The organism is Caulobacter segnis, assembly GCF_023935105.1.
In the GTDB taxonomy this organism is placed as follows: Bacteria; Pseudomonadota; Alphaproteobacteria; order Caulobacterales; family Caulobacteraceae; genus Caulobacter; species Caulobacter segnis_B.
The window spans coordinates 5,471,457-5,497,454 of the sequence record NZ_CP096040.1; the positions used below are offsets into that span (position 1 = coordinate 5,471,457).

A 25,998-nucleotide genomic window follows, 5' to 3' on the forward strand; every position below is an offset into this window, starting at 1 on the left:
CAGAACCTTTAGGCGGCGTTGGACAGCTCGCGCAGCGCTGCGTTGGCGATGGTCAGCTTGGCGAAGGTCCAGCCGCCGCCCGCCTGCTCGATGTCCTCGATCGTGCGCTTGACCGTCCGGGGACGATCGCCTCGCAGGGCGGCCCAGGACGAGATGGCGGACTTGGCCGCGGCCTCGTCCTCGCCGGCCTGGGCGTTAGCGGCGAACTTCAGCACCGCCTGGGTGATCGCGGTCTGCTCGGTCAGCATATCCTCGATCAGGCGACGGACCGCCAGGCGCTCGAAACTGTCGCCGCCGACGAACGAGCCGGCCGCGCCGCGCAGGCGGTCGAAGCCGAAGGCCGCCCCGACCTGATGGTACAGGCGAGCGACGTTTTCGACGCTCCAGCTAGAGGCGTTAGCCAGGTCGACGAGGTCTGCGGCCGTGGTCAGCGGCTGCAGGGCCGCCACGGCCTGGGCCAAGGCGTCCGGCGCGCCGTCGGCGACATAGGCCTTCGTCCGCTTGGCGACGGCCTTCTGCTCGAACGGCGACAGGATGGCCGGGGCCATGCCGGTCAGCGTCTTGACCGAAGGCCCATAGGCCTCGACCAGTTGCCTGACCGTCGACTTGTCACGATGAGCCCGGCGGGCCAGCCAGAAGCTCAGGCTGCGCAGAGCGTAAGCCAGGGCCTTGTAGAGCGCCGTCTGGCCATCGGCGGAGGCCTTGTTGTCGAGCGCTCCCACCTGATCCCATAGGTCGTCGACGCCGAGGATCTCCCGGGCGGCGGTGAAGCCCACCACCACCGCGCCGACGTCCGCCCCGGCGGCGGCTTTCAGGCGGTTGGCGAAGGTCGGACCGCACATGTTGACCATCTGGTTGCCGACCACCGTGGCGATGATCTCGCGCTTCAGCCGGTGCTTCTGCATGGTGTCGGCGTAGCGATCCAGGCCCTTGGGGAAATAGCCGCGCAGGGTGGCCTCGAACCACGGATCGTCCGGCGCCTGGCTGGCCACGATCTCGTCGAAGAGGTCCAGTTTGCCGTAGGCCAGCAGCACCGCCAGTTCCGGCCGGGTCAGGCCCTTGCCGGATGCCTTGCGCTCCAGCAGCGCCGTATTGGTCGGCAGCCCCTCGACCTTTCGGTCCAGGCGGCCGCGCTGTTCCAAGTCGCCCATGTAGCGGATCTGGGCGTCGACCTCGGAGGCGGCGTCACTCTCCAGCAAGGTCAGGGCCAGGGTCTGGTCGTAATTGTGCTCCAGCACGTGGTGAGCCACGTCGTCGGTCATCGAGGCCAGCAACGTGTTGCGATCGGGCCGCGTCAGCTCGCCGGCGCGCTCCAGGATCCCGGTCAGGATCTTGATATTGACCTCGTGGTCGGAGCTGTCGACGCCGGCCGAATTGTCGATGGCGTCGGTGTTGATGTGGCCGCCGGCCCCTCCTGCGCCCATTTGCGCGAACTCGATCCGCCCGGCCTGGGTCAGACCCAGGTTCGCGCCCTCGCCCACGACCTTGACCCGCAGGTCCGCGCCGTTGATGCGGATGGCGTCATTGGCCTTGTCGCCGGCGTCGGCGTTGCTCTCGCTCTTGGCCTTCACATAGGTGCCGATGCCGCCGAGGTACAGCAGCTCGGCCTTGGACTTCAGGATCGCGGTCATCAGCTCGGCCGGCGAGACGGCCTCGGCCTTGATCTCGAACAGGGTCCGGATTTCCGGCGACAGCGGGATGCTCTTCAGGCTGCGGGCGAAAACGCCGCCGCCCTGCGAGATCTTGGACTTGTCGTAATCGTCCCACGACGAGCGCGGCAGCTTGAACATCCGGTCGCGCTCGGCCCACGACACGGCCGGATCCGGGTTCGGGTCGACGAAGATGTGACGATGGTCGAAGGCGGCCAGCAACTTGGTCTGCTTGGACAGCAGCATGCCGTTGCCGAACACGTCGCCCGACATGTCGCCGACGCCGACGGCGGTGAAGGTCTCGGTCTGGATATCCTTGCCCAGTTCGCGGAAGTGGCGCTTGACCGCTTCCCAGGCGCCGCGGGCGGTGATGCCCATGACCTTGTGATCGTAGCCGACCGAACCGCCCGAGGCGAAGGCGTCGCCCAGCCAGAAACCGTAGTCCTCGGCCACGCCGTTGGCGATGTCCGAGAAGGTCGCCGTGCCCTTGTCGGCGGCGACGACCAGGTACGGATCCTCGCCGTCATGGACGACAACCGAGGCCGGGGGCACGATGTTGTTCTCGGCGTCCAGATTGTCGGTCAGGTCCAGGAGGCCCGACAGGAAGGTCTTGTAGGCGCGGATCGCCTCGGCCTGGATGGCGTCGCGGTCGCCGCCGCGCGGCAATTGCTTGGGATAGAAGCCGCCCTTCGAACCGACCGGCACGATGACGGCGTTCTTGACCTGCTGGGCCTTCACCAGGCCCAGCACCTCGGTGCGGAAGTCGTCGCGACGGTCCGACCAGCGCAGGCCGCCGCGGGCGACGGGGCCGAAGCGCAGATGCACGCCCTCGACATGCGGCGCCGAGACGTAGATCTCGCGGAACGGCTTGGGCGCCGGCAGGTCTTCCAGTTCGCGCGAGGCGATCTTGAAGCTGATGTAGGGCTTGGGACCGCCGTCGGCGGCCGGCTGGTAGAAGTTGGTCCGCTGGATCGCTCCGACCAGGGCGGCCAGGCGGCGCAGCACGCGGTCAGAGTCCAGGCTCTCGACGGCCTGCAGCGCCTCGACGATCTTGGCCTGGACGGCCTTGGCCTGCTCCTGGCGCGCGGCCAGGTCGGCGCGGACGGCCGGATCAAACTTGGTCTGGAACAGATCGAGGATCAGGCGCGTGACGCCCGGATGGTCGGCCAACGCCTGCTCCTGAACGCCCTGGCTGGGGTCCAGTCCCGTCTGCTGGCGATAGCGCGCCAGGGCGCGGATCAGCGCCGCCTCGCGCCAGCCGATGCCCAGCTCCAGCACCATGCGGTTGAAGCCGTCGCTTTCGGCGCGGCCCGTCCAGATGGCCACGAAGGCGGCCTCGAAGGCCTGCTTGATGTCGGCGAACACCAGATGCTCGCCGGCCTCGTCGCGCAGGACGAATTCGTGCACCCAGACCGGCTGGCCGTCCGGCGAGACCTTGAAGCCCTCCTCGATCAGGGCCTTCAGGCCCATGTGCTCCAGGATCGGCAGCACGTCGGCCAGCGGGGCCGCCGCGCCAGGACGATAGAGCTTGAAGCGGAAGGTCACGGCGCTGTCGTCCGGACGCCGGAAGGCGCGGACGCGAACCGCCTCGCCTTCGGCCAAGTCATCGATCACCTGGATGTCGGCCAGGGCCTCGTCAGCGTCGTACTGGTCGCGATAGCCGGGCGGGAAGGCGCCGGCGTAACGGTTCAAGATCTGGACGACCCGGCCTGTCTGGCCCTCGCGGACGGCGGCCTCGAAGCGGTCCTCCCAGGTGCGGGCGGTCTCGGCGATGGCGGCCTCGACGGCGGCCAGGTCGGGCTCGGCGTGGTCGCCCGGCGTAACGCCCAAGATATAGTGCACGCGGGCCAACGGCGCGTCGGAGAAGCTGGGATAATAGGCCGAGACCCGGCCTCGGAACGCTTGCGCCAGGATGTCGCCGGCGCGGGCCCGGACGCCGGAATCGTACCGGTCGCGCGGCACAAACAGCAGCACGGAGATGAAACGGTCGAACGGGTCGCGGCGGGTGAACAGCTTGACGCGCGGCCGGTCGTACAGGTGCAGCACGCCCAGGGCCGTGGCCAGCAGCTGACCCTCGTCGGTCTGGAACAGCTCGTCGCGCGGCCAGGTCTCGAGGATGTTGCGCAGGCGCTTGCCGTTGTGGCTGTTCGGATCCTTGCCCGCGCGTTCCAGGATATGGACCACCTTGCGGCGGACCAGCGGCACCTCGTGAGCCGGCGTCTCGTAGGCCTCAGCCGTGAACAGGCCCACGAAGCGGACCTCGCCCGAGGCTTTGCCGTCGGCGCCGTACCGGCGCACCCCGACATAGTCCATGTAGCCGCGGCGGTGGACCCGCGAGCGCAGGTTCGACTTGGCCACCACGATCGGATCGCCGATGTCGATATGGGTGCGGATTTGGGCCGACAGGATGGCCGGCTCGCTGCCTCGGCGCAGCACGGTGCGGGCCTGATCTCGCAGCACGCCCAGGCTGCCCTCGGGCTGGTACAGCGGCTCCTCGGCCGCGTAGCCGCCGTCGGCGGTGCGGGGATATTCGTAGACGCGCGCGCCCAGGAACACGAAGTGGTCGCTCTCGAGCCAGTCGAGGAAGTCGAGATCCTCGGCCTTCTCCTCGGTCGAGACCGGGGTCTTGGCGGCCTGCAGTTCGCTGATCGTGCGGCGCATCAGGGCGCGCATGGGCTCGAAGTCCTTCACGGCCATGGCCACGTCGGAGAGCGCCTCGCGCACGCTCGCGACCAGGGCCGCCTCACGGTCCTCGCCCACCGGCGCCAGCCAGATCTGGATCATCGAGCGCTGCACGCCGCCGCAATCGGCCACGGGGTGGAACATGGCCCGGACCGAGAAGCCGACCTCGGACACCTCGCCCATGATGCTGTCGACCAGGAACGGACGGTCGGGCTGGACGATCTCGAGCAGATCGGAAGGGGTCTCGCCGCCTTCGGCGCGGCGCACCCGGATCGCCGGCTCGGACAGGTCCTTGGCGCTCTCACCGAAACGCCAGAAGTCGGCCAGGGCGCGGCCCACGTCGGCGACGTCCAGGCCAGGCAGCTCCTCGGAGGACCAGTCATCCTGGGCCTGGGCGGCGAAGCCGCGCGCGGCGGGCGACAGCGCCTCGACGGACAGGCCCAGAGCCTGGGCGAACGCGTTTACTAGCGGACCGATCGGAGCCTCAATCGACTTGAGGTCGTTTTTTTCACCGATCATGGGAATTCCTCGAGAATTTTTGGCCGCAACCTAGCCCTATCAGGCGTTACTTCAACCGCTAACTCGGAAATCTGAAAGAATTCGTGCCAGCGCAAAGCCGCGCGTGCGAGACGGAAACGCCGCCGGCTGGGGGAAAGCCGGCGGCGCAGGCCCGCTTGGGGTAAGGCGGGCGTCTTCCGCTTCGATCAAGGCGGCGATGCCTGCCCGGATCTGCGGTTTGTCCGGGTGGGGGAGGCCGGACAGAGCATAGATAGGGACCAAGACCGGCGGTTTAAGGGGCGCCCGCATTTCTTTCGCCCCTACGTCTTTCGGCCCGGGGATTTGTCGGGCGCGGGCCCATGGCCGTCCTTGGCGGACAGGCTCCGCTCGCCCTGCGGGTCGCCGTCCTCGGACAGCAGGATGGCGATCCAGCGCGAACCCTCGAACTGGGCCAAGATCAGCATGGCCGCGACGGTCAGGGGCGTGGACAGGAACATGCCGGGCACGCCCCACAGGGCGCCCCAGACGGCCAGGGACAGCAGAACCACCGTCGGATCCATGTTCAGGCTGTCGCCCTGCATGCGCGGCAGGACGACGTTGCCGACCACGAAGAAGATCCCCTGCAGGGCTCCGAACAGGATGATCGCCGGCCACAGGCTGTCGGGGAACTGCACCAGGGCGAACAGCGGCGGCAGGAAGCAGCCGATCGCCCCGCCCAGGATCGGGATATAGGCCGCCAGAAAGATCAGGAAGGCCCAGAAGAAGGCGTTGTCCAGCCGCACCAGCATCATCACCACCCAGGCGGCGATAGCGATCATCAGGCCGGTGACCGTCTGGATCCACAGATATTGCTCCACCCCGTCGCGGATGCGCTGGAACAGCTTCATGTTCTGTTCGCGCTCGGCATGATGCGGGAACAACGCGACGATCTTGCGCGCGAAGCCGCGCCGCGAGGCGATGATGAAGCCGAAATAGATCAGCACCAGCACCGCGCTGGAGGCGAAGTTGCCGAACGACTGCGCCGCCCGGCCGATGAAGGCCTGGGGGTTGAGCTGGTTGATCAGGCTGTCAATCGTCGGGGCCACTCGGATGCCGATGGCGTGCGCCACCTGGGCGATGATCCCGTTCAAGCGCGGGGCGTAGTCCTTGAGCTGGTCGAAGAACCCTCGGCCGTTATCGATCACCACCCAGAACGACATCCCAAACAGCAGGATCGACAGCACCACTGCGGCCGGCAAGGCGGCGCGCTTGGGAAAGCCCGGCACGCGCAGAAGCACACGAGCAAAGCTGTCGACCATCACCGCCAGGAATACCGCCAGCGCCAGCGGCGTCAGGATGCCCTGAGTCAGGTAGAGCGCCGCGCCGCCCGCGATCACGGCCAGGAACACCACCGCGTTGCGGGTGGTGACGGGGGGCGGGGCGGGGGCCGGCATCTATGAAAGTCTCCAGGAACGCGACCGAGATTGCCCAGGCCGATTGGCGCGACGCAAGGGCCCGGTTAGGCTCTAACAAGCTTTGACGGAGTTTGTGCCCATGTCGCTGTCCATTGGCGAGAACGAGATCCTGGTGGGCCTCGGCGAGGGTCCGGTGACGCAGCGGCTGGACCGCTCCAACCGCCACGGCGTCGTGGCCGGCGCGACCGGCACGGGCAAGACCGTGACCCTGCAGGTGCTGGCCCAGGCCTTCTCGGACGCTGGCGTGCCCGTGTTCGCCGCCGACGTGAAGGGCGATCTGTCCGGCGTCGCCATGCCCGGGACGCCGAACGAGAAGATGCTGGCCCGCGCCGATTCGATGCAGCTGACCCTGACACCGGCCGCGCCGCCGGTGGTGTTCTGGGACCTGTTCGGCCAGAAGGGCCACCCGATCCGCACCACCATCTCCGAGATGGGCCCGCTACTGCTCTCGCGCCTGCTGGAGCTGAATGACGTGCAGGAAGGCGTGCTGACCATCGCCTTCCACGTCGCCGATCAGGACGGCCTGCTGCTGTTGGACCTCAAGGACCTGCAGGCGGCGCTGAAATACGTGGCCGACCACGCCGACGAGATCGGCACGCAATACGGCAACGTCGCCCCCGCCACGGTCGGCGCGATCCAGCGCAAGCTGCTGACCCTGCAGACCCAGGGCGCCGAGCACTTCTTCGGCGAGCCGGCCCTGGACCTGGCCGACCTGATGCGCACCGACGCGGCGGGTCGCGGCTACGTCAACCTGCTGGCAGCCGACCGCCTGATCCAATCGCCCAAGCTTTACTCGACCTTCCTGCTTTGGCTGCTGTCCGAGCTGTTCGAGGTGCTGCCCGAGGTCGGCGATCCAGAGAAGCCGAAACTGGTCTTCTTCTTCGACGAGGCCCACCTGCTGTTCAACGACGCGCCCAAGGCGCTGCTGGAAAAGATCGAACAGGTCGTGCGCTTGATCCGCTCCAAGGGCGTCGGCGTCTATTTCGTCACCCAGAACCCGGCCGATATTCCTGATGCGGTGCTGGGTCAGTTGGGCGCACGGGTGCAGCACGCCTTGCGCGCTTACACCCCCGCTGACCAGAAGGGCCTGAAGGCCGCCGCCCAGTCCTTCCGCGTCAATCCCAGCTTCGACACCGCCGAGACCATCCAGGCCCTGGGCGTCGGCGAGGCTCTGGTCTCGACCCTCGACGAGAAGGGCGCGCCGCGAGTGGTGCAGAAGACCCTGATCCGCCCGCCAGCCTCACGCCTGGGGCCCGTCACCCCCGAGGAGCGGGCGGCGGTGCAAGCCAGGAGTCCGGTCGCCGGCCAATACGACCAGCTCAAGGATCGCGACTCCGCCTACGAGATCCTGCAGGGCCGGGCCCAGCGGGCTCAACGCCAGGCCGACGAAGCGCGCGAACAGGCCGAGGAGGACAAGCGGGACGTCGCCGAGGCCAAGGTCCGTGAACGCGAGGCGGCGCGCGAGGCTCGCGAGAGCCGGCCCCGCGCGTCCAACCGCCAGACCATGACCGAGGCCTTCGCGGTCACGCTGGTTCGCACGGTAGCCTCCACCGCCGGCCGCGAACTGATGCGCGGCCTTTTGGGCGGCCTCACCGGTCGCCGGCGGCGCTGACACCAGGCTGGCCGGCCGCGGCCGTCTCGCGATCGGCCAGCAGCGCCGAGGCCATCTCGGCCAGCTGGTCCACCTGGAACGGCTTGCGCAGCACCGGCCAGGGCAGATCGGCCGGCGCGACGTCCATCCGGTCGCCGGCGTAGCCGGTAGTCAGCAGGACGGCCATGTCCGGCCGGTGGGCCGAGGCGGATCGCGCCAGGTCCACCCCGCTGACGCCGCCCGGCATGATGATGTCCGACATCAGCAGATCGAACGGCGCGCCCTCCTCCAGCGCCTCGATGGCCGAGACGCCATTCTCGGCGGTGGTCACCGCGCAGCCGAGATCGCGCAGCAGACCACCGGCGATCTCGCGGACCGCCGCGTCGTCCTCGACCAGCAGCACCCGTACGCCTTCCAGCCGTCCCGGCGGGTTCGCGTCCGTTCGGGCCGCGGCGAAGGTGGCCGGCGCGTCGGTGGCCGGCAGGTAGAGGGCGACCGAAGTGCCGCGGCCCTCGGCGCTGTCGATGCTGACCCCGCCGCCGCACTGGCGCAGGAAGCCATAGACTTGGGCCAGGCCCAGGCCGGTGCCCTTGCCGACCTCCTTGGTCGTGAAGAACGGCTCGAAGACCCGAGCCAACACCTCGGGCGGCATGCCCGCGCCGGTGTCGCTGACCGCCACGCGGACATAGCGGCCGGGCGCGGTGTCCAGAACCTGGCCGGCGGCCAAGGTCACCGGCTCGACCGCGATGCTGATCTCACCGCCGGTCGCGGTGGCGTCGCTGGCGTTGACCACCAGGTTCAGCAGCGCCGCCTCGAACTGCGCCGCGTCGACGCGCGAGCGCACCCCGGCGTCGTCGCGCCGGATCGTCAGGGTCATGGCCTCGCCCGCCGCGCGCCGCAGCAGCGGCTCCGCCTGGTCCAGCAGGGCCCCGACGTCGACCACTTCCAGCTTCAGCTCCTGGTTTCGCGAGAAGGCCAGCAGCTGGCGGGTCAGCCGCTCGCCGCGCTGGCCAGCGGCCAGGGCCGCTTCGGCCAGACGCTTGACCCGCGTCGTGTCGTCCGGTCGCCGCAGGATCATGTCGAGCCCGCCGACGATGACGGTCAGCAGATTGTTGAAGTCGTGCGCCACCCCGCCGGTCAGCCGCCCGACCGTCTCCAGTCTCTGGGCCTGGGCGAGCGCTGCTTGGGCGCGGGCGGTCTCGGCCATGCTGGCCTGCAGGGCGGCGGTGCGTTCGGCGACGCGGTCCTCGAGGTCCTTGCGCGCCTCGACCGTCTCGGTGAAGTCGAAGCAGCTGCCGATATAGCCGCGATAGCCTCCGGACTCGTCGAAGCGCGGCGCGCCGACGCTGTTGATCCATCGCCAGGCCCCGTCGGCCCGGCGAAGTCGGAAGGCGACGTTGAAAGGTTCGCGCCGGTCGGCCGCGGCATCCGCCGCCCCCAAGCCGCTTTCGCGATCCTCGGGATGCACGCCGCTGAGCCAGCCTTCGCCCAGCTCCTGCTCCAGCGTGCGCCCCCGGAAGTTGAGCCAAGCCTGGTTGAACCAGTCCGCCTGGCCGCGCGCCGAGGTCGCCCAGATCAGCACCGGCGCCGAGTTGGCGACACCCCGGAATAGCTCCTCGCTGCTGCGCAGGGCGGCCGCCGCGCGCCGCTCCTGGGTCACGTCCCGGAAGGTCACCGCCAGGTCGCCGCCCAGCCTCACCCCACTGGAGCGGATCCACCGCTCCTCGCCGTCGATCACCCGCCGCACGTCGATATCGTCGGGACCGCCGTTTTCGAGGAGCCGCACCATGCGCTGGACCATGTCGCGGCCCGTCTCGTCGGGGAACACGTCCAGCACCCGCCGCCCCACCAGGCTGGACGTCCCCATCGGCCGCATCGTGTCGGCCATCGGGTTGGCGTAGGTCCAGCGAAAGTCGACGACCTTGCCGGCCTCGCGCACGGGCTCCAGGATCACGAAGGCGTCCAGCGACACTTCCTGGACCGAACGGAAGCGCTCCTCGGCGGCCAGACCGGCGCGCACCGCGATCCGCATCGCCTCGACCAGCACGACGATCAGCCCGCCGCACAGCACGAACATGCCCAGTTGCACGCTCTCGCGCGTGTGCAGCAACCACGAGCCGTCGGCCGACATCCAGAACCGCCAGGCGATGCCGGCGCTGAGCCCCAGCGCCAGGAAGCCCGGCCCCAGGCCGCCGACCATGGCCGCGACCAGGACGGCGACGAAGAAGGTCGGAAAGTTCAGCGGAACGTCGGTGACCAGCACCGCGGCGATGCGCGCGGCCAGGGCGACCAGCACGGACAGCAACGCCAACCCGTAACGCAGCTCGCGCCGGTCGGCCGCCGTCACGAACCTGATCGCCGTCCGTCCCAGCACGCTCGTTACGTCCCCGCCCTACCGATACGCCACGGAGCCTTATGGCTCCGCTCGGCTTTCGCCTAACGTGTCATGCAATACGCAGTTCCAGCCCCGCGCAATCCACTCCGCGCGAGGCCCGGGTCAGGCGGGGCGCTTGGCCTTGCGGCGAGGCGGGGTCGAGGCCTCGGTGAACGCTGAGACGGCGTTGGCCATGGTCCAGGGTTCGAGCGCATCCACCGGGGCCGGGCGACCGATGGCGTAGCCTTGCAGTTCGGTGCAGTTCTCGCCCCGCAGGAACAGAATCTGCTCGTCGGTCTCGACGCCCTCGGCCACGACCGGGATCTCCAGGCTGCGGCCAAGGCCCAGCACGGCGCGCACGATGACGGTGGCGCGATCGTGGCGGTGGATGTTCTCGACGAAGCTCTTGTCGATCTTGATCTTGTCGAACGGGAACGACTGCAGGGTCGACAGCGACGAGAAGCCGGTGCCGAAGTCGTCCATGGCGATCCGCACGCCCAGGGCCTTCAGGCGGCGCAGGTTATCCAGCGCGCGCTGATAGTCCTTGAAGAGCGCGCTCTCGGTGATCTCCAACTCCAGCCGCGAGGGCGACAGGCCCGAGGCGATCAGCACCTCGTGCACCAGGCTGGGCAGGGCCGGATTGTGCAGCTGGATCGGCGAGAGGTTCACCGCGATGCGCAGCGGCTTCTCCCACGAGACGGCGTCGGCGCAGGCGCGGCGCAGGACCCAGTCGCCCAACGCGCCGATCAGGCCGTTTTCCTCGGCCACGGGGATGAAGTCCAGCGGCGGGATCATGCCGCGCGTCGGATGCTTCCAGCGGACCAGGGCCTCGAAGCCGCAGACCTCGCCGTCGATGGCGCGGGCCAACGGCTGATAGTGCACAATCAACTCCCCGTCGGCGATGCCCTGGCGCAGGTCGCGGGCCAGGTTGCGGCGTTCGCGGATCGAGTCGTCCATCTCGCGCTTGAAGAAGCGATAGACGCCGCGTCCGCTTTCCTTGGCGCGATACAGCGCCATGTCGGCGTTGGCCATCAGGGCCTCGGCGGTGCGGCCATCGTCCGGGTAGAGGCTGACGCCCAGGCTGGAGCCGAGGCTCAGGTCCTGGCCGTCGAACGCGACGGGGATCGACAGCATCTCGATCAGGCGGCCCGCCAACTCGGCGGCCGCGGTCGGCTGGTCGCCGCCGGCCACCTGCACGACGATGAACTCGTCGCCGCCCAGGCGCGCGGCGAACGACGGGGCCTGGACCACCGACTGCAGGCGTCGCGCGGTCTCGACCAGGATGGCGTCGCCGGCCAGATGACCGTGCTGGTCGTTGGCTTCCTTGAAATGATCCAGGTCGATGCAGATCACCGACAGGCTCTCGCCCGAGGCCTCGACGCGCTCGACGGCGGCGGCCAGGCGCGACTGCAGCGAATTGCGGTTGGGCAGGCCGGTCAGGCCGTCGTGTTCCGCGAGATAGCGGATCTTTTCCTCCGCCGCGCGACGCTCGCGCAGGTCGCGGACGGCCAGGACGGTCAGGCCCGTGGTCTCGATGCGCGCGCCGTCGTCCATCAGGCGCGAGAACACCTCGACCGGAATCTCGCGGCCGCCGGCGACCGGCTGCAGCTTGCCCTCGCGACGGACCCCCTCGCGATTGGGATTGGTGTCGTCGAAGGTCAGGATCGCGCCCAGCAACGGACGGCCGACCAGCTCCGCCAGCGGCGCGCCGGCCAATTCGCAGAAGGCGGCGTTGGCGTCGTTGATCTTGCCCGACTGGACCACGACCAGGCCTTCGTAGGCGGCGTTGGCCAGGCGGCGGATGCGCTCGAGGGCCGAGCGAGAGGTCTGGGATTCGATGGCGACGGCGCCTAGGCCGCCCAGGATGATCATGCCGGTGATCGACACCACCGCCAGGGTCAGCATGGCGCCCGACAGCAGTTGCTCGGGGACGACGATGGTGGCGTCGGGAACGATGGTGATCGCCGACATGCCGGTGAAGTGCAGAGCCACGATGCCCAGGCACAGCAGACCTCCGCCCATCGCCTGGCGCCGTATCGTGCGGGCCGAGCCGGCGACCACCAGAGCCGCGGTGGCGCCCGCGACGCCGAGGATCGCCGAGAGACCGACCGTGGCGTGCTCCCAGACCAGTTGCCCCTGGGTCACGAAAGCCGACATGCCGGTGTAGTGCATGGCCGACACGCCCAGGCCCAGAAGCACGCCGCCGGCGAAGTCGTTGGTGGTCGAGCGCTGGGCCGATGCGACGGCGAAGCCGCTGGCCATGAACAGCGCGGCGATCATCAGCGACAGCAGGGTGCCGGTCGGGCTGTAGCCGGTCTTCAGGCCCGGCGTGTAGGCGACCATGGCGATGAAGTGGGTGGCCCAGACGCTGGAGCCGGCGACCAGGCCGGTCAGCAGCAGCCAGGCGGAGCGCACAACTCCCCGGGCGCCCCGCATGCGCGAGTACAGACGGAACGTGGTGAAGCAGCCCGCGATACAGACCAGACCGGCGACAAGCACCAGGCGCAGATCATGCTGCGTCGTCAGGCAGGTCAGAAACTTGAGCACGCACGCCCCCAGGGGTCACATCCCCTAGGAGCTACGGCGAGAGTTGCAAATAATCCGTTTCGCTTCTCGCGATCGCGACACAACGTCCGGCCGCCCGGGGCTTCGCAGGAATATTCTTCCCTTCACAACCCTCGATCGGCGAGGGCTCGATGCCAACGCCAGGCGCTGGAGAGGATCGTGTCCAGATCGCGCGACGGCTTCCAGCCCAGTTGCGCTCTGGCCTTGGCGCTGTCGCCGACCAGCGCCGGCGCGTCGCCCTGCCGGCGCGGCGCGACCCGGACCGGCAGCGGCGCGCCCGCCACCCGGCCGACGCCGTCCACCAGTTCGCGCACCGTCGTGCCCGCCCCGGCGCCGAAATTATAGGACTCCGAAGCCCCGCCGGCGATGAGCCGCCGCAGGGCCAGGACATGGGCGTCGGCCAGGTCCAGCACGTGGACGTAGTCGCGCTCGGCGGTGCCGTCGCGGGTGTCATAGTCGTCGCCGAAGATCGTGAACGCCGGCCGCTGGCCCAAGGCCACCTGGATCGCCAGCGGAATGGCGTGGGTCTCGGGCTCGTGCCACTCGCCGATGCGGCCTTCCAGATCGGCGCCGGCGGCGTTGAAGTAGCGCATCACCATGCTTCTGAAGCCGACATGGCGGGCGTAGTCGGCCAGAGCCTGCTCGATCATCAGCTTGCTGCGGCCATACGGGTTCAGCGGCGCTTGAGGATGGTGCTCGTCCATCGGCTGGCGCACCGGCTCGCCGAAGGTGGCGCAGGTCGAGGAGAAGACCAGCTTGTCGACACCCGCCCGGCGGGCCGCCTCGATCAGGGTGATCGTCCCACCGACATTGACGTCGAAAAAGGGGCCGGGATCCTTGACCGACTCGCCGACCTCGATGCGCGCCGCGAAGTGCGCCACGGCGACGGGCCGGTGCGCGGCGAAGACAGCGTCCAGGCGGGCGGGGTCGCGGATGTCGCCGACCTCCAGCGGTCCCCAGCGGACGTGTTCGCGGTGGCCATTGGACAGGTCGTCGAACGCCACGGGCCGAAAGCCCGCCTCGGCCAGCGCAAGGCACGTATGCGAGCCGACATAGCCGGCGCCGCCCGTCACCAGAACCGTCTGCATTCGAGATCCCCGCGCGAAAACCGCCCCTGGCTAGCGGGTCCGGCCGCCACTTGGAAGTCACCACCTTCACCTGAACCGACTCCAAGGCTTTTACCCCCTTTTGCGATTTACACCTTGGCGTTTTCCTGGAGCGCGCTTGCCTCGGCGTCGGGATTGCTGGAAGACGCGGAATGCGTCGCGTGCGGCGCGCCCCTTTGATTTGACGGCCGGACGGATCAGGATCTTTCGATGCGCGTAGCGATGATTGGCACGGGTTATGTGGGTCTGGTGTCGGGGGCGTGCTTCGCCGACTTCGGTCACGTGGTGACGTGCATCGACAAGGATCCCAGCAAGATCGAGCGGCTGGAGCGGGGCGAGATCCCGATCTTCGAGCCGGGGCTGGATGACCTGGTGGCGCGCAACGTGCGCGAGGGGCGGCTGTTCTTCACCCTGGACGGGGCCCAGGCGATCAAGGACGCCGACGCGGTGTTCATCGCCGTGGGCACGCCCACGCGCCGCGGCGACGGCCACGCGGACCTCTCTTACGTCTACGCCGCGGCCGAGGAGATCGCCGGTCTGATCGACGGCTTCACCGTGGTGGTCACCAAGTCGACCGTGCCGGTCGGCACCGGCGACGAGGTCGAGGCCATCATCAAGAAGGTCCGTCCCGACGCCCAGTTCGCGGTGGTCTCCAACCCCGAGTTCCTGCGCGAGGGCGCGGCGATCGAGGACTTCAAGCGTCCCGACCGCGTCGTCGTGGGAACCGAGGACGAGCGCGCCCAGGCGGTGATGCGCGAGCTCTACCGCCCGCTGAGCCTGAACGAGACCCCGATCGTCTTCACCGGCCGCCGGACCAGCGAACTGATCAAGTACGCGGCCAACGCCTTCCTGGCGATGAAGATCACCTTCATCAACGAGATGGCCGACCTCTGCGAGAAGGTCGGGGCGGACGTCCAGCAGGTGGCCAAGGGCATCGGCCTGGACAAGCGGATCGGATCGAAGTTCCTCAACGCCGGCCCCGGCTACGGCGGCAGCTGCTTCCCCAAGGACACCATCGCGCTCGTGCGCACGGCCCAGCAGTATGGCGCGCCGACCCGGCTGATCGAGACCACGGTCGAGGTCAACACCACCCGCAAGAAGGCCATGGCCGAGAAGGTGGCCGACGCCATCGGCTCGACCGATCTGGCCGGCAAGACGATCGGCGTCTTGGGCGTGACCTTCAAGCCCAACACCGACGACATGCGCGACGCGCCGAGCCTGGACATCCTACCGGCCCTGCAGGCCATGGGCGCCAAGGTCCAGGCCTTCGATCCGGAAGGCGCCAAGGAAGCCGCGCACCTGCTCAAGGACGTCGACTTCAAGGCCGGAGCCTACGAGGCCGCCGAGGGCGCCGACGCCCTGGTGATCCTGACCGAATGGGACCAGTTCCGCGCCCTGGACTTGGACCGCCTGAAGCTGCTGCTCAAGTCGCCGACCGTCGTGGACCTGCGCAACGTCTACAAGCCCGCCGAGATGGTCCGCCACGGCTTCACCTACGCCAGCATCGGACGAGGCTGAGACATGGCGGCTCCGATCATCGTCACGGGCGCGGCGGGCTTCATCGGCATGCACGTGGCCGAGCGTCTGCTGGATCGCGGCGAGACGGTGATCGGTGTCGACGTATTCAACGCCTATTACGACCCGGCCCTGAAGGACGCCCGCGCGGCGCGGCTGCAAGGACGCTCCGGCTTCCAGATGGTCCGCCTGGACATCGCCGAGCACGAGGCCTTGGCCGCGCTGGTGAGGGCCTCGGGCGCCAAGCGGGTCGTGCACCTGGCCGCCCAGGCCGGGGTTCGCTATTCGATCGAGAACCCCTTCGCCTACGAACGCAGCAACCTGGCGGGCCACCTCTCGGTGCTGGAGGCCTGCCGCCACGCCGGCGTCGAGCACCTGGTCTACGCCTCCTCGTCCAGCGTGTATGGCGACCGGCCGCTGAACGGCGACGGCTTCCGCGAGAGCGACCCGGCCGAGAGCCCGGTGTCGCTATACGCCGCCACCAAGCGTTCGTGCGAGCTGCTCAGCCAGAGCTACGCCAGGCTTTATGGCTTCCCGCAGTCGGGCCTGCGGTTCTTTACCGTCTACGGCCCCTGGGGCCGGCCCGACATGGCCTATTTCGGCTTCACCGAGAAGATGCTGAAGGGCGAGCCGATCGAGGTCTATGGCGAGGGCGAGATGGCCCGCGACTTCACCTATATCGACGACATCGTCGACGGCGTCCTGGGCGTGCTCGACAACCCGCCCGAGACCGGCGGGCACGAGGTCTACAACATCGGCGACAACGATCCGGTCGGCTTGATGGACATGATCACGACGCTTGAGGCGGCGCTGGGGATCGAGGCGAAGAAGACCTTCCTGCCGATGCAGCCCGGCGATGTTCCGGCCACCTTCGCCAATATCGACAAGCTGCGCGCACTGTGCGGCTACCAGCCCAAGGTCAAGCTGACCGAGGGTTTGCAGCGCTTCGTCGTATGGCGACGCGGCTACGCGGGCTGAACAGCCGCCAGCTTGGCCGCCTGGTGCTCGCGCCAGGAAATGAACAGGGTGGAGACGACCACGATCGCGGCGCCGACGAGGGTCGCTCGGCGCGGAAATTCGTGGAACAGCAGGAAGCCCGCGCCGACGGCGAACACCAGCCGCGTATAGTCGATCGGCGCCATGACCGCCGCCTCCCCCGCCTCCATGCCCTTGATATAGGCCCCCTGTGTCAGGGTGCCGATCACGCCCATGGCGGCCAGCAGGGCCAGGTCCGGCCAGGTCGGCCAGCGCCAGACGAACAGCGCCGGCGGAATGGCGAAGACCAGGCCCAGCACCGCGGCGTAGACCAGCAGCACGAACGGGCTGTGGTCGCGAGTCATCACCTTCATGCCGGTGATGGTCAGGGCGAACAGGAAGGCAGAGGCCAGGGCGCAGGCCTGGGGCCAGCCGACCCAGGCGCTCAAGCCCTCCGCGCCGCCGCCGCTCCCCGGCCGCAGCATGATCAGCACGCCCGCGAACCCGACCAGGGCCGCGCCGATCCGCAAGGGGCCGATCGGCTCGCGCAGGACGAAGGCGGCCAACGGCACCAGCCACAGGGTCCGGGTGAATGACAGGGCGTTGGCGTCGGCGAGCGGCAGCTTCTGATAGGCGTAGAAGCCCATGATCAGCGCCAACACCCCCGCACTGGACCGGAAGATCAGGATCCCCGGTCGCGTCGTCCGGAACGCCGCCCGCCAGTCGCGCGCCATCAGCGGCAGCAGCACGATCACCCCCGCCAGCTGGCGGTAGAAGGTCTGCAAGGCGGCCGGATAGCCTGGCCCCAGGAACTTGATCAGGGTGGTCATCGCCGTGAAGCCGACCGCCGAGGCCAGCATCCACAGCGCGCCGCGCAGGTTCGGCGTGAGGGTCACCCCGCCGCGCCAGAGGCGATCAGCTGGGCGCGCATCTCCTCGGCCTGTTCGGGGGTGATGCCCATGGCCGCCAGGATCGGCGAGGGCGTGTTCTTGTCCCAGGCGCTGCGCGGCCCCACGGTGATGCCGCCGTCGACGACGATGTGGGTTCCGGTCACGAACCGGGACTCGTCGCTGGCCAGGTAGAGCGCGGCGGCGGCGATGTCCTCGGGCAGGCCCGACTTGGGGATAGGCTGGATCTTGGGCCCGATCGAGGCGATCTGGGCGGCCATCTGGTCGGCGACCTCGCGCGGCAGGCCCATCGACGCCCCGAAGATCGAGGTGGCGATCAGGCCCGGGCAGATGGCGTTGACCCGGATCTTCAGCGGCGACAGCTCGGCCGCCGCGCACCGGCTCATATGGATGACCGCCGACTTGGCCGCCGAATAGGCCAGAGGGCCGAAGCCCGCCTGCAGGCCGGCGATGGAGGCGGTGTTGATGATCGAGCCGCCGCCGCGCTTCAGCATCAGCGGCAAGGCGTGCTTCATGCCGATGGCCGGGCCGCGCACCAGCAGGGCGAAGGTCTTGTCCCAGCCCTCAACGGTAAGCTCCGGCACGGCCGCCGGCGTGCCGCCGTGGCCGGCGTTGTTGAAGAGGATGTCGAGGCCGCCGAACGCGCTCTCGGCCAGGGCCATGGTCTTGGCCAGGTCGTCTTCCGAGGTGACGTCGCAACGCGAGAAGCGGACCTTGTCGGGGAAACGCTTCTCCAGCATCTCGCCCTTTTCGGCCTGAAGGTCGGCGGCGACCACGCACGCCCCCTCGGCCACGAACAGTTCGACCGCGCCCAGGCCGATGCCCGAGCAGCCGCCGGTGACGACGGCGACCTTGCCGTCCAGACGTCCGACCATGGAATTTCCCTCCGCGTCCCCGACCTCTCTCGGGTCAGTGATCAATGATCATATTCGCGAAGCAAACAGAGGTTGGCTAGGGGGTTCGCCCCTGGCCAACCTCTGATCGTCGGGCCAATCGGCCTCGAGCCCCCATTTTGGGATCGCCCCCGCGACCCCGCCGCATGCGGCCCCCACGAGCCTGACAGCGCCCTTGTCACGTCCCGATGAGCGGCACTCTGCGGGAATGTCCTGTTCCCTTTGCTAAGAAGAATGACTAGCGGGACTTAACCACGCCGGCCGTTAGCCTTGGTCGACGGTGATCACGACCTTGCCCATCGCCTTGCGGCTGGAGAGGTGGGCGATCGCCTCGCCCGCCCGGGCCAGCGGGAAGCGTTCGGACACGTACGGCCGGATCTTGCCGGCGGCGTAGAGATCCATCAGTTCGCGCAGGTTCTGGGCGTGCCCCTTGGGGTCCCGCGCCACGGCCGCGCCCCAGAACACCCCGACGATGTCGCAGGACTTCAGCAGCGTCAGGTTCAGGGGGATCTTCGGAATGCCCGACGGGAAACCGATGACCAGAAACCGGCCATTCCAGCCCGCCGCGCGGATCGTCGCCTCCGAATAGTCGCCGCCCACCGCGTCATAGGCCACGTCCCAGCCGTTAGGGCCGCAGGCGCCTTTGATCAGGTCGGCCAGGGCCTTCTGGCCCTCCTTGTCGAACGGTCCGCGCGGATAGACCACGCCGCTGTCGGCGCCGTGCTTGATGGCCAGGTCGACCTTCTCCTGGCTGGAAGCGGCGGCGATGACGCGCGCGCCGGCGGCCTTGCCCAGCTCGACGGCGGCCAGGCCGACCCCGCCCGCGGCCCCTAGGACCAGCAGGGTCTCCCCGGCCTTCAAGGCGCCGCGATCCTTCAGGGCGTAGTACGAGGTGCCATAGGTCAGGACAAAGGCGGCCGCCTCGTCGAACGGCATGTTGTCGGGGATGGCCGTGCAACGCTGTTCTTCCAGCGCCAGCTTCTCGGCGTAGCCGCCCCAGCCGGTCGAGGCCAGGACGCGGTCGCCGACCTTGAAACGGGTGACCCCATCGCCGACCGCCGAGATCACGCCCGACACCTCGCCGCCCGGCGCGAACGGGCGCGGCGGCTTGAATTGGTACTTGTCCTCGATGATCAGGACGTCGGGATAGTTCACCCCGCAGGCCCGGACGTCGATCAGCACCTGGCCTGGCCCGGCGACGGGATCGGGCAGTTCCTCCAGCACCAGGGTCTCGGGTCCGCCGACTTCCTTGCTGAGCACCGCCTTCATCTCGCTTCTCCCGGGATTTGTCTTTATGAGCCGCGGACGCTGGAGCCGGGAAAGCCGAATGTCAAACACATGTTTTAGTCTTGCCCTGCATGGCGGCGCCGGCGCCAAGCGCGGCCACGACTACACGGCCGAGATCGCCCACATGCGTGGCCTGGTCGAGGCCGCCCGCGATCGGCTGGCCGCGGGCGCCAGCGCCTTGGACGTCGCCGTCGAGACCGTGGTCGGCCTGGAAGCCAGCGGTCTCTACATCGCCGGCAAGGGCGCCTCGCCCAACGCCGAGGGCCAATACGAGCTGGACGCCAGCCTGATGGACGGCGCGACGCTTCGGGCCGGCTCGGTCGCGGCGCTGCAGGGCTTCAAGAGCCCGATTCTGGCCGCCCGCGCCGTCATGGAGCAGACCCCGCACGTGATGCTGGCCGGTCAGGGCGCGATAGACTTCGCCCGCGAGCTGGGCTTGGAGGCGGTCGAAGATCCCGCGACCTGGTTCACCCACGCCGGGGCCTTCGAGGACAACCATCCTCCGGACACCCTGCCCACCGGGACGGTCGGGTGCGTGGTGCGCGACGCCGAGGGCCGGCTGGCGGCCGCCACCTCGACGGCCGGGGTGTTCGGCAAGCGACCGGGACGGGTCGGGGATTCGCCGATCATCGGCGCCGGCGCCTGGGCCGACGGCCATGCGGCGGTCTCATGCACGGGCCAGGGCGAATACTTCATCCGCACCGCCGTCGCCGCCCAGATCGCCCACCGGGTGGGGTTCGGCGGCCAGACTCTGGAAGACGCCGCCGGCGCGGCCATCCAGGGGGTCGCCGATCTGGGCGGACACGGCGGCTTGGTGTCGGTGGATCGCGACGGCCGTGTCGCCATGCCGTTCGCCTCGAGCGGCCTGAAACGGGCGGCGCTGCTGCTCGACGGCTCGATCGTCAGCGCGGCGTTCTAGTCTTTGCTGGCGCGCGGCGAGCGCCGAAACCGCTCACACTTTCGGCTGCCGCGCTTAGTACCCTCGCACCGACATCGGCGCGAAATGGGCGCGGTAGGCGGTCGGCGTCATGCCCGTGCCGCGCTTGAACAGGCGGCGGAAGAAGGCGACGTCGTCATAGCCGACGGCCGTGCTGATCGACTGCACCGGTCCGGTGTCGCGCTCCAGCATCGCCTTGGCGGCCTCGATGCGCAGGGCCCGCAGATAGTCGGCGGGCAGCCGGCCCGTCGCGGCCTTGAACCGTCGCACGAAGGTCCGGTCGCTGAGGCCTGCCTGATCGGCCAGCAGCTTGACCGAAAGATCCTGGCGGAAGTTCGCTTGAAGAAAGCCCTCGACGCCCCGAATGCGCTCGTCGGCGTGGGCCTGGGACACCGGCAGCATGGCGTAGCCGGATTGGTGGACGCGCGGCATCGGCAGCAGCAGGGCCTTGGCGCACTGCAGAGCCACCTCGCGACCGCAGAACTTCTCGACGAGGTACAGGCTGATGTCCATCGAGGCGCAGACACCGCCGCTGCACAGCAGGCGGCTGTCTTCGGTGACGAACAGCTCCGGTCGCCAGCGCACCTTGGGATAGCGCGCGGCCAGCTTGTCGCAGACCGCCCAGTGCGACGTGGCCACCCGGCCGTCCAACAGGCCGGCCTCGGCCAGATAGGCAGCGCCCATGCAGACCCCGGCGATGTGCGCGCCTTGCTCGTAGTGCCGGCGCAGCCAAGGCAGCAGCGCGCTGTTCTCGACCATCTTGAGATCCAGATCGAGGCCCGAGGTCGGCACGATGATGATGTCGGTGCGCTCGACGGCCTCGATCGAGTCCTGAGGCCCCAGGGTCAGGCCATAGGGACTGCGGACGGGACGCCCCGTCGGCGAGACGGTGCGGACCCGGAACGCCGGCCGGGCGGTCACGCCCAGCAGGTCGTTCCACAGCGCGCCCGCCGAGTGGAAGATCTCCATCGGCATGATCGCGGTCGACGACAGGCCGTCATCCAGCACCACCACGGTCGCATCGAGCATCGCGGCCTCCTCCGAGGGGACCAAACTGAAGGGCGAGGCCCCGTTAGCCAAGGCCCCGCCATCCGGTTCAGCCGGCCGTCACCGGGCTGATGACGCCCGCCACTTCGGTGATACGCGACGCGGGGAAGCCGCTGAGCTCAGCATGCTCGCGGATCACCGCCTCGTCTTCGGCCAGGTAGACGCAGAAGGTCTTGTCCTTGGTCACGAAGGACTCCACCCATTGGACGCGCGGGGCCAGCTTGGCCAGGGCGGCGTTCGACGCCGTGGCCGCGTCTTTCAGTTGCTCGGCGTCCAGCTGTTCGACGCCGGGGATCTCGCGTTCGATCACGTATTTCTTCACAGGTTCTCTCCACCTCAATCGGGGGCGGGAACCTGCCGAACAACGTTCTTTCGGATAAGGGGACGATCCGGACAATCAGCGGTGGTGATCGCGTCGCGGTCAGTCGCCGGCGCTCGTCCGCCTGTTTTCCTCGGCCGCCATCGTCCGCACCAGATCCAGGATCTGTCGCCGCACACGACCGCTCGCGATGCGTGGGAAGATTTCGGCCAGCTCGACGCCCTCCGAGGTCTGCAGGAACGCCTGCATGACTTCATGAGCATGCGACACCGCGACGTCGGGTCCGCCCCCCTCGATCGGGTCGGGCAAGCCGTCGAAGAAGTAGGAAACATCGACAGCTAGGATCGCGGCGATCCGGAACAGCTTGCTGGCGCTGATCCGATTGGCTCCGCGCTCATACTTCTGGACCTGCTGGAACGTCAGCCCAAGGCTGTCGGCCAGTTGATCCTGGCTGACACCGAGCAGCTTGCGCCTCATGCGGACGCGCCCACCGACATGCGTGTCGACGGCGCTCGTGCGGCGCCCTTCGGTCGTCTCGTAGGTCACTGCGCGTTCACCTTTCGCGTCCGGTCGACAGCCGAGATTCGCCCCTAGAGTACAATCTTTTGGCGAAGATTTCACGGTGTGCTGTCGACTAGACGTCGCCCGCGCGCTTCGGCCGCACCCTCGTCGACAAAAATTCCTGGATCTCGGATCGGGACGCGCGCCCTTGAAAGAGCGCTTCAGAAAACGCCGACGTCCATATCTCGGTCTCAATCCAGAGATACTTAGTGAAATCGATACGGAACCTGACTAGGGAAGCGAGCCGTCGCGCTCCGACAGCGAACCCTTGATCAGGTGTCTTGATGCATAGCCGTGCTGGCCTTCGCGCTCTTCCCGAAGATCTGATCGACCTGGATGCGCTGGTCGCGGCCTACTACGAGATCTCTCCCGACATTTCGAACCCCGCCCAGAAGGTCGTGTTCGGAACTTCGGGACACCGGGGCTCCAGCCTGGACGGCGGCTTCAACGAAAAGCATATCCTGGCCATCACCCAGGCCGTCGTGGAGCATCGCGCCGCCCAGAGTGTGACCGGCCCGATCTTCCTTGGCCGCGACACTCACGGCCTGTCCGAGCCGGCCTTCCGTTCGGTGCTGGAGGTTCTGGCCGGCAACGGCGTCCAAGCGTTGATCGACGCTCAGGACGGCTACACCCCGACCCCGGCCGTCTCGCACGCCATCCTGACGCACAATCGCGGGAACGCCGCGCAAGCCGATGGCCTGCTGCTGACGCCCTCGCACAATCCGCCGCGCGACGGCGGCATCAAGTACAATCCTCCGTCCGGCGGCCCCGCCGACAGCGGCGCGACCTCGGCGATCGCCGCCCGCGCCAACGATCTGCTGGCGCAGAACCTGGCTGGCGTGAAGCGCGTGAGCTTCGATGAGGCCCTGAAGGCCGCCGGCCGCTACGATTTCCTGGGCCGCTATGTCGACGACCTGCCCAGCGTCATCGACATGGAAACCATCCGCGCGGCGGGCGTGCGCATCGGCGCCGACCCGCTGGGCGGCGCGGCCGTCGCCTATTGGGGCGCCATCGCCGAACGCCACAAGCTGAACCTGACCGTGGTCAACGAGGCCGTCGATCCGCGCTGGGCGTTCATGCCGCTCGACACCGACGGCAAGATCCGCATGGACTGCTCGTCGGCCTCGGCCATGGCCAACCTGATCCAGATCATGAAGGGCGGCGCGGCCTATGACGTGGCGACCGGCAACGACGCCGACGCCGACCGCCACGGGATCGTCACGCCCGACGGCGGGCTGATGAACCCCAACCATTACCTGGCCGCGGCGATTTCGTACCTGTTCACCCACCGCCCGAACTGGGGCGCGGACGCCGCGGTCGGCAAGACCCTGGTCTCGTCCTCGATGATCGACCGCGTGGTCGCCGGCCTGGGCCGTCGCCTGCTGGAGGTGCCGGTCGGCTTCAAGTACTTCGTGCCGGGCCTGCTGGACGGCTCGGTAGGCTTCGGCGGCGAGGAGTCGGCCGGCGCGGCCTTCCTGCGTCATGACGGAAGCGTCTGGACCACCGACAAGGACGGCCTCCAGCTGGCCCTGCTGGCCGCCGAGATCCAAGGCCGCACCGGCAAGAGCGCCAGTCAGCTCTATGCGGACCTGACGGCCCAGTACGACGCCCCCGCCTACGCCCGCGTCGACGCCCCGGCGACCCGCGAAGAAAAGGCGCGCCTCTCAAAGCTCAGCCCCAGCGACGTCAGCGCCAAGACCCTGGCCGGCGAGCCGATCACCGACATCCTGACCAACGCCCCCGGCAACGGCGAGGCGATCGGCGGCCTGAAGGTCTGCACCCAGAACGCCTGGTTCGCCGCCCGCCCCTCGGGCACCGAGGACGTCTACAAGATCTACGCGGAGTCGTTCCTGGGCCCTGATCACCTCAAGCAGGTCCAGGCAGAGGCGCGCGAAGTGGTCGCCGGAGCGCTCGCGGGTTAGCCGGGAGACCTAGCCCTTTGGCGTCGCAGCGTTTATACGCCGCGCCATGTTTGAAGGCCTTTCCCCCCTCGCCCGCGAAGCCCGCTCCTGGCCATTCGAGCAGGCGCGCGCCACCGTCGCCCGCGTCCTGCGCGTGCGCTTTCCCGATCGCGCCGACCAGGACGCGGCGAAAGCGCTGATCGACGCCGGCAAGGCGGACGAGGCGGTGAAAGCCTATCCGGCCCTTTCGAAGGCCGTGATCTTCGAAACCGGCTATGGCCCGTCGGGCCTGCCGCACCTGGGCACCTTCGGCGAGGTGGCGCGCACGACCATGGTGCGCCAGGCCTTCCGCGCGCTGGTCGACGACCATATCCCGACCCGCCTGATCGCCTTCAGCGACGACATGGACGGCCTGCGCAAGGTCCCCGACAACATCGAGAACAAGCAGCCGCTGATCGAGGACCTGGGCAAGCCGCTGACCGTCGTCCGCGACCCGTTCGGCACCCACGACAGCTTCGGCGCCCACAACAACGCCCGCCTGCGCGCCTTCCTGGATGGCTTCGGCTTCGAGTACGAGTTCGTCAGCTCGACCGACTGCTACAAGGGCGGCCTGTTCGACGCGACCCTGCTGACGGCGCTCGAGCGCTTCGACGCCATCCAGAAGGTCATGCTGCCGACCCTTGGCGAGGAGCGCCGCGCGACCTATTCGCCGTTCCTGCCGATCAGCCCGACCACTGGCAAGGTGCTGCAGGTCCCGACCCTGGAGCGCAACGTCGAGAAGGGCACGATCGTCTTCGAGGACGAGGACGGCTCCAAGGTCGAGGTCCCGGTGACCGGCGGCCACGTGAAGATGCAGTGGAAGCCCGACTGGGCCATGCGCTGGACCGCCCTGGGCGTCGACTACGAGATGTCGGGCAAGGATCTGATCGACTCGGTCAAGGCCTCGGGCGCGATCTGCAAGGCCCTGGGCGGGGTTCCGCCTGAAGGCTTCAACTACGAGCTCTTCCTGGACGAGAACAACCAGAAGATCTCCAAGTCCAAGGGCAACGGCCTCTCCATGGAGGACTGGCTGCGCTACGGCGCGCCCGAGAGCCTGTCGTACTACATGTTCCAGAGCCCCAAGTCGGCCAAGAAGCTGTATTTCGACGTCATCCCCAAGGCGACGGACGAGTACCTGCAACAGCTGGACGCCTATCAGCGTCAGGAACCGGCCAAGCAGTTGGACAACCCGGTGTGGCACATCCACTCGGGTCGCCCGCCGCAGTACGGCTCGCCGGTGTCGTTCAGCCTGATGCTGAACCTCGTTTCGGCTGCGGACGCCTCGACCAAGGAAATCCTCTGGGGCTTCCTGTCGCGCTACATCCCGGGGGCCAGCGCCGAGACCCAGCCGCTGCTGGACCGCTTGGCCGGCTACGCGATCAACTACTACGAGGACTTTGTCAAACCGACGAAGACCTTCCGCGCCCCGACCGACCAGGAGCGCGCGGCGATGCTGGACCTGCTGGCCAAGCTGAAGGCGATGCCGGCCGGCAGCCAGGACGCCGAGCTGATCCAGAACGAGGTGTTCGAAGTGGGCAAGACCCATGGCTTCGACCCGCTGCGCGCCTGGTTCCAGGCCCTGTACGAGGTCCTGCTGGGCCAGAGCCAGGGCCCGCGCTTCGGCTCGTTCGCGGCCATCTTCGGCATAGACCGCACGATCGCCCTGATCGAAGAAAAGCTGGGCTGATTTCGGATTT

General features: G+C 68.5%; 17 protein-coding genes. 6 read left to right on the forward strand and 11 right to left on the reverse strand.

The genetic code is table 11. The features are described 5' to 3' along the window. Positions 1–8 precede the first annotated feature (8 nt). Together MZV50_RS25440 and MZV50_RS25445 are read right to left on the reverse strand one after the other, a co-directional pair. The gene (locus MZV50_RS25440; protein WP_252632127.1) at positions 9–4,850 is read right to left on the reverse strand and encodes an NAD-glutamate dehydrogenase; all 4,842 of its coding nucleotides are present in this window, start codon (positions 4,848–4,850) and stop codon (positions 9–11) included. A 299-nt stretch (positions 4,851–5,149) separates the two neighbouring features. Beyond that, positions 5,150–6,262 (reverse strand): AI-2E family transporter, encoded by a 1,113-nt coding sequence (locus MZV50_RS25445; protein ID WP_252632128.1) that lies wholly within the window; start codon positions 6,260–6,262, stop codon positions 5,150–5,152. Positions 6,263–6,362: 100 nt separating this feature from the next. Between MZV50_RS25445 and MZV50_RS25450 the strand changes: the two genes are divergently transcribed. Then, positions 6,363–7,895: a helicase HerA-like C-terminal domain-containing protein gene (locus MZV50_RS25450; protein WP_252632129.1), complete on the forward strand. Its 1,533-nt coding sequence runs from the start codon at positions 6,363–6,365 to the stop codon at positions 7,893–7,895. Here the strand turns inward: MZV50_RS25450 and MZV50_RS25455 are convergent. The 3 genes from MZV50_RS25455 to galE form a co-directional block, all read right to left on the reverse strand. After that, a complete protein-coding gene (locus MZV50_RS25455) occupies positions 7,873–10,248 on the reverse strand; it encodes an ATP-binding protein (RefSeq protein WP_252632130.1) in 2,376 nt (791 codons plus the stop codon). The two genes, MZV50_RS25450 and MZV50_RS25455, sit on opposite strands and share 23 nt — an antisense overlap. A gap of 123 nt (positions 10,249–10,371) precedes the next feature. Then, positions 10,372–12,807 (reverse strand): bifunctional diguanylate cyclase/phosphodiesterase, encoded by a 2,436-nt coding sequence (locus MZV50_RS25460; RefSeq protein ID WP_252635314.1) that lies wholly within the window; start codon positions 12,805–12,807, stop codon positions 10,372–10,374. Between the two features lie 110 nt (positions 12,808–12,917). Further along, positions 12,918–13,901, reverse strand: a complete 984-nt coding sequence (gene galE / locus MZV50_RS25465) for a UDP-glucose 4-epimerase GalE (RefSeq protein ID WP_252632132.1) — start codon at positions 13,899–13,901, stop codon at positions 12,918–12,920. A 228-nt stretch (positions 13,902–14,129) separates the two neighbouring features. Between galE and MZV50_RS25470 the strand changes: the two genes are divergently transcribed. Beyond that, complete coding sequence (locus tag MZV50_RS25470; RefSeq protein WP_252632133.1) at positions 14,130–15,437, forward strand: UDP-glucose dehydrogenase family protein; 1,308 nt, start codon at positions 14,130–14,132, stop codon at positions 15,435–15,437. A 3-nt stretch (positions 15,438–15,440) separates the two neighbouring features. Beyond that, positions 15,441–16,412 carry an NAD-dependent epimerase/dehydratase family protein gene (locus MZV50_RS25475; protein WP_252632135.1) on the forward strand — a complete coding sequence of 324 codons (972 nt, stop codon included), beginning with the start codon at positions 15,441–15,443 and terminating at the stop codon, positions 16,410–16,412. Here MZV50_RS25475 and MZV50_RS25480 read toward each other — a convergent pair. The 3 genes from MZV50_RS25480 to MZV50_RS25490 all read right to left on the reverse strand — a co-directional run bounded on the left by MZV50_RS25480 (position 16,400) and on the right by MZV50_RS25490 (position 19,479). Further along, positions 16,400–17,305 carry a DMT family transporter gene (locus tag MZV50_RS25480; protein ID WP_252632136.1) on the reverse strand — a complete coding sequence of 302 codons (906 nt, stop codon included), beginning with the start codon at positions 17,303–17,305 and terminating at the stop codon, positions 16,400–16,402. The two genes, MZV50_RS25475 and MZV50_RS25480, sit on opposite strands and share 13 nt — an antisense overlap. Then, positions 17,302–18,192, reverse strand: a complete 891-nt coding sequence (locus MZV50_RS25485) for an SDR family NAD(P)-dependent oxidoreductase (RefSeq protein ID WP_252632137.1) — start codon at positions 18,190–18,192, stop codon at positions 17,302–17,304. Before MZV50_RS25485 ends, MZV50_RS25480 begins: the two co-directional genes overlap by 4 nt. Positions 18,193–18,474: 282 nt before the next feature. Then, positions 18,475–19,479, reverse strand: a complete 1,005-nt coding sequence (locus MZV50_RS25490) for an NADPH:quinone oxidoreductase family protein (protein WP_252632138.1) — start codon at positions 19,477–19,479, stop codon at positions 18,475–18,477. A 58-nt stretch (positions 19,480–19,537) separates the two neighbouring features. Here MZV50_RS25490 and MZV50_RS25495 point away from each other — a divergent pair, with 58 nt between their 5' ends. Continuing rightward, on the forward strand, positions 19,538–20,416 hold the full coding sequence (locus MZV50_RS25495; protein WP_252632139.1) for an isoaspartyl peptidase/L-asparaginase family protein: 879 nt from the start codon (positions 19,538–19,540) through the stop codon (positions 20,414–20,416). A gap of 54 nt (positions 20,417–20,470) precedes the next feature. Here the strand turns inward: MZV50_RS25495 and MZV50_RS25500 are convergent, their stop codons facing one another. The 3 genes from MZV50_RS25500 to MZV50_RS25510 all read right to left on the reverse strand — a co-directional run bounded on the left by MZV50_RS25500 (position 20,471) and on the right by MZV50_RS25510 (position 22,346). Further along, the gene (locus tag MZV50_RS25500) at positions 20,471–21,463 is read right to left on the reverse strand and encodes a GlxA family transcriptional regulator (RefSeq protein ID WP_252632140.1); all 993 of its coding nucleotides are present in this window, start codon (positions 21,461–21,463) and stop codon (positions 20,471–20,473) included. A 67-nt stretch (positions 21,464–21,530) separates the two neighbouring features. Further along, positions 21,531–21,803 carry a DUF4242 domain-containing protein gene (locus MZV50_RS25505; protein WP_252632141.1) on the reverse strand — a complete coding sequence of 91 codons (273 nt, stop codon included), beginning with the start codon at positions 21,801–21,803 and terminating at the stop codon, positions 21,531–21,533. A 99-nt stretch (positions 21,804–21,902) separates the two neighbouring features. Continuing rightward, the gene (locus tag MZV50_RS25510; protein ID WP_252632143.1) at positions 21,903–22,346 is read right to left on the reverse strand and encodes a helix-turn-helix domain-containing protein; all 444 of its coding nucleotides are present in this window, start codon (positions 22,344–22,346) and stop codon (positions 21,903–21,905) included. 296 nt (positions 22,347–22,642) lie between these two features. Here MZV50_RS25510 and pgm point away from each other — a divergent pair, with 296 nt between their 5' ends. After that, on the forward strand, positions 22,643–24,283 hold the full coding sequence (gene pgm / locus MZV50_RS25515; RefSeq protein WP_252632144.1) for a phosphoglucomutase (alpha-D-glucose-1,6-bisphosphate-dependent): 1,641 nt from the start codon (positions 22,643–22,645) through the stop codon (positions 24,281–24,283). A 46-nt stretch (positions 24,284–24,329) separates the two neighbouring features. Continuing rightward, on the forward strand, positions 24,330–25,988 hold the full coding sequence (locus MZV50_RS25520) for a lysine--tRNA ligase (protein ID WP_252632145.1): 1,659 nt from the start codon (positions 24,330–24,332) through the stop codon (positions 25,986–25,988). The last annotated feature ends 10 nt before the right edge of the window (positions 25,989–25,998 follow it).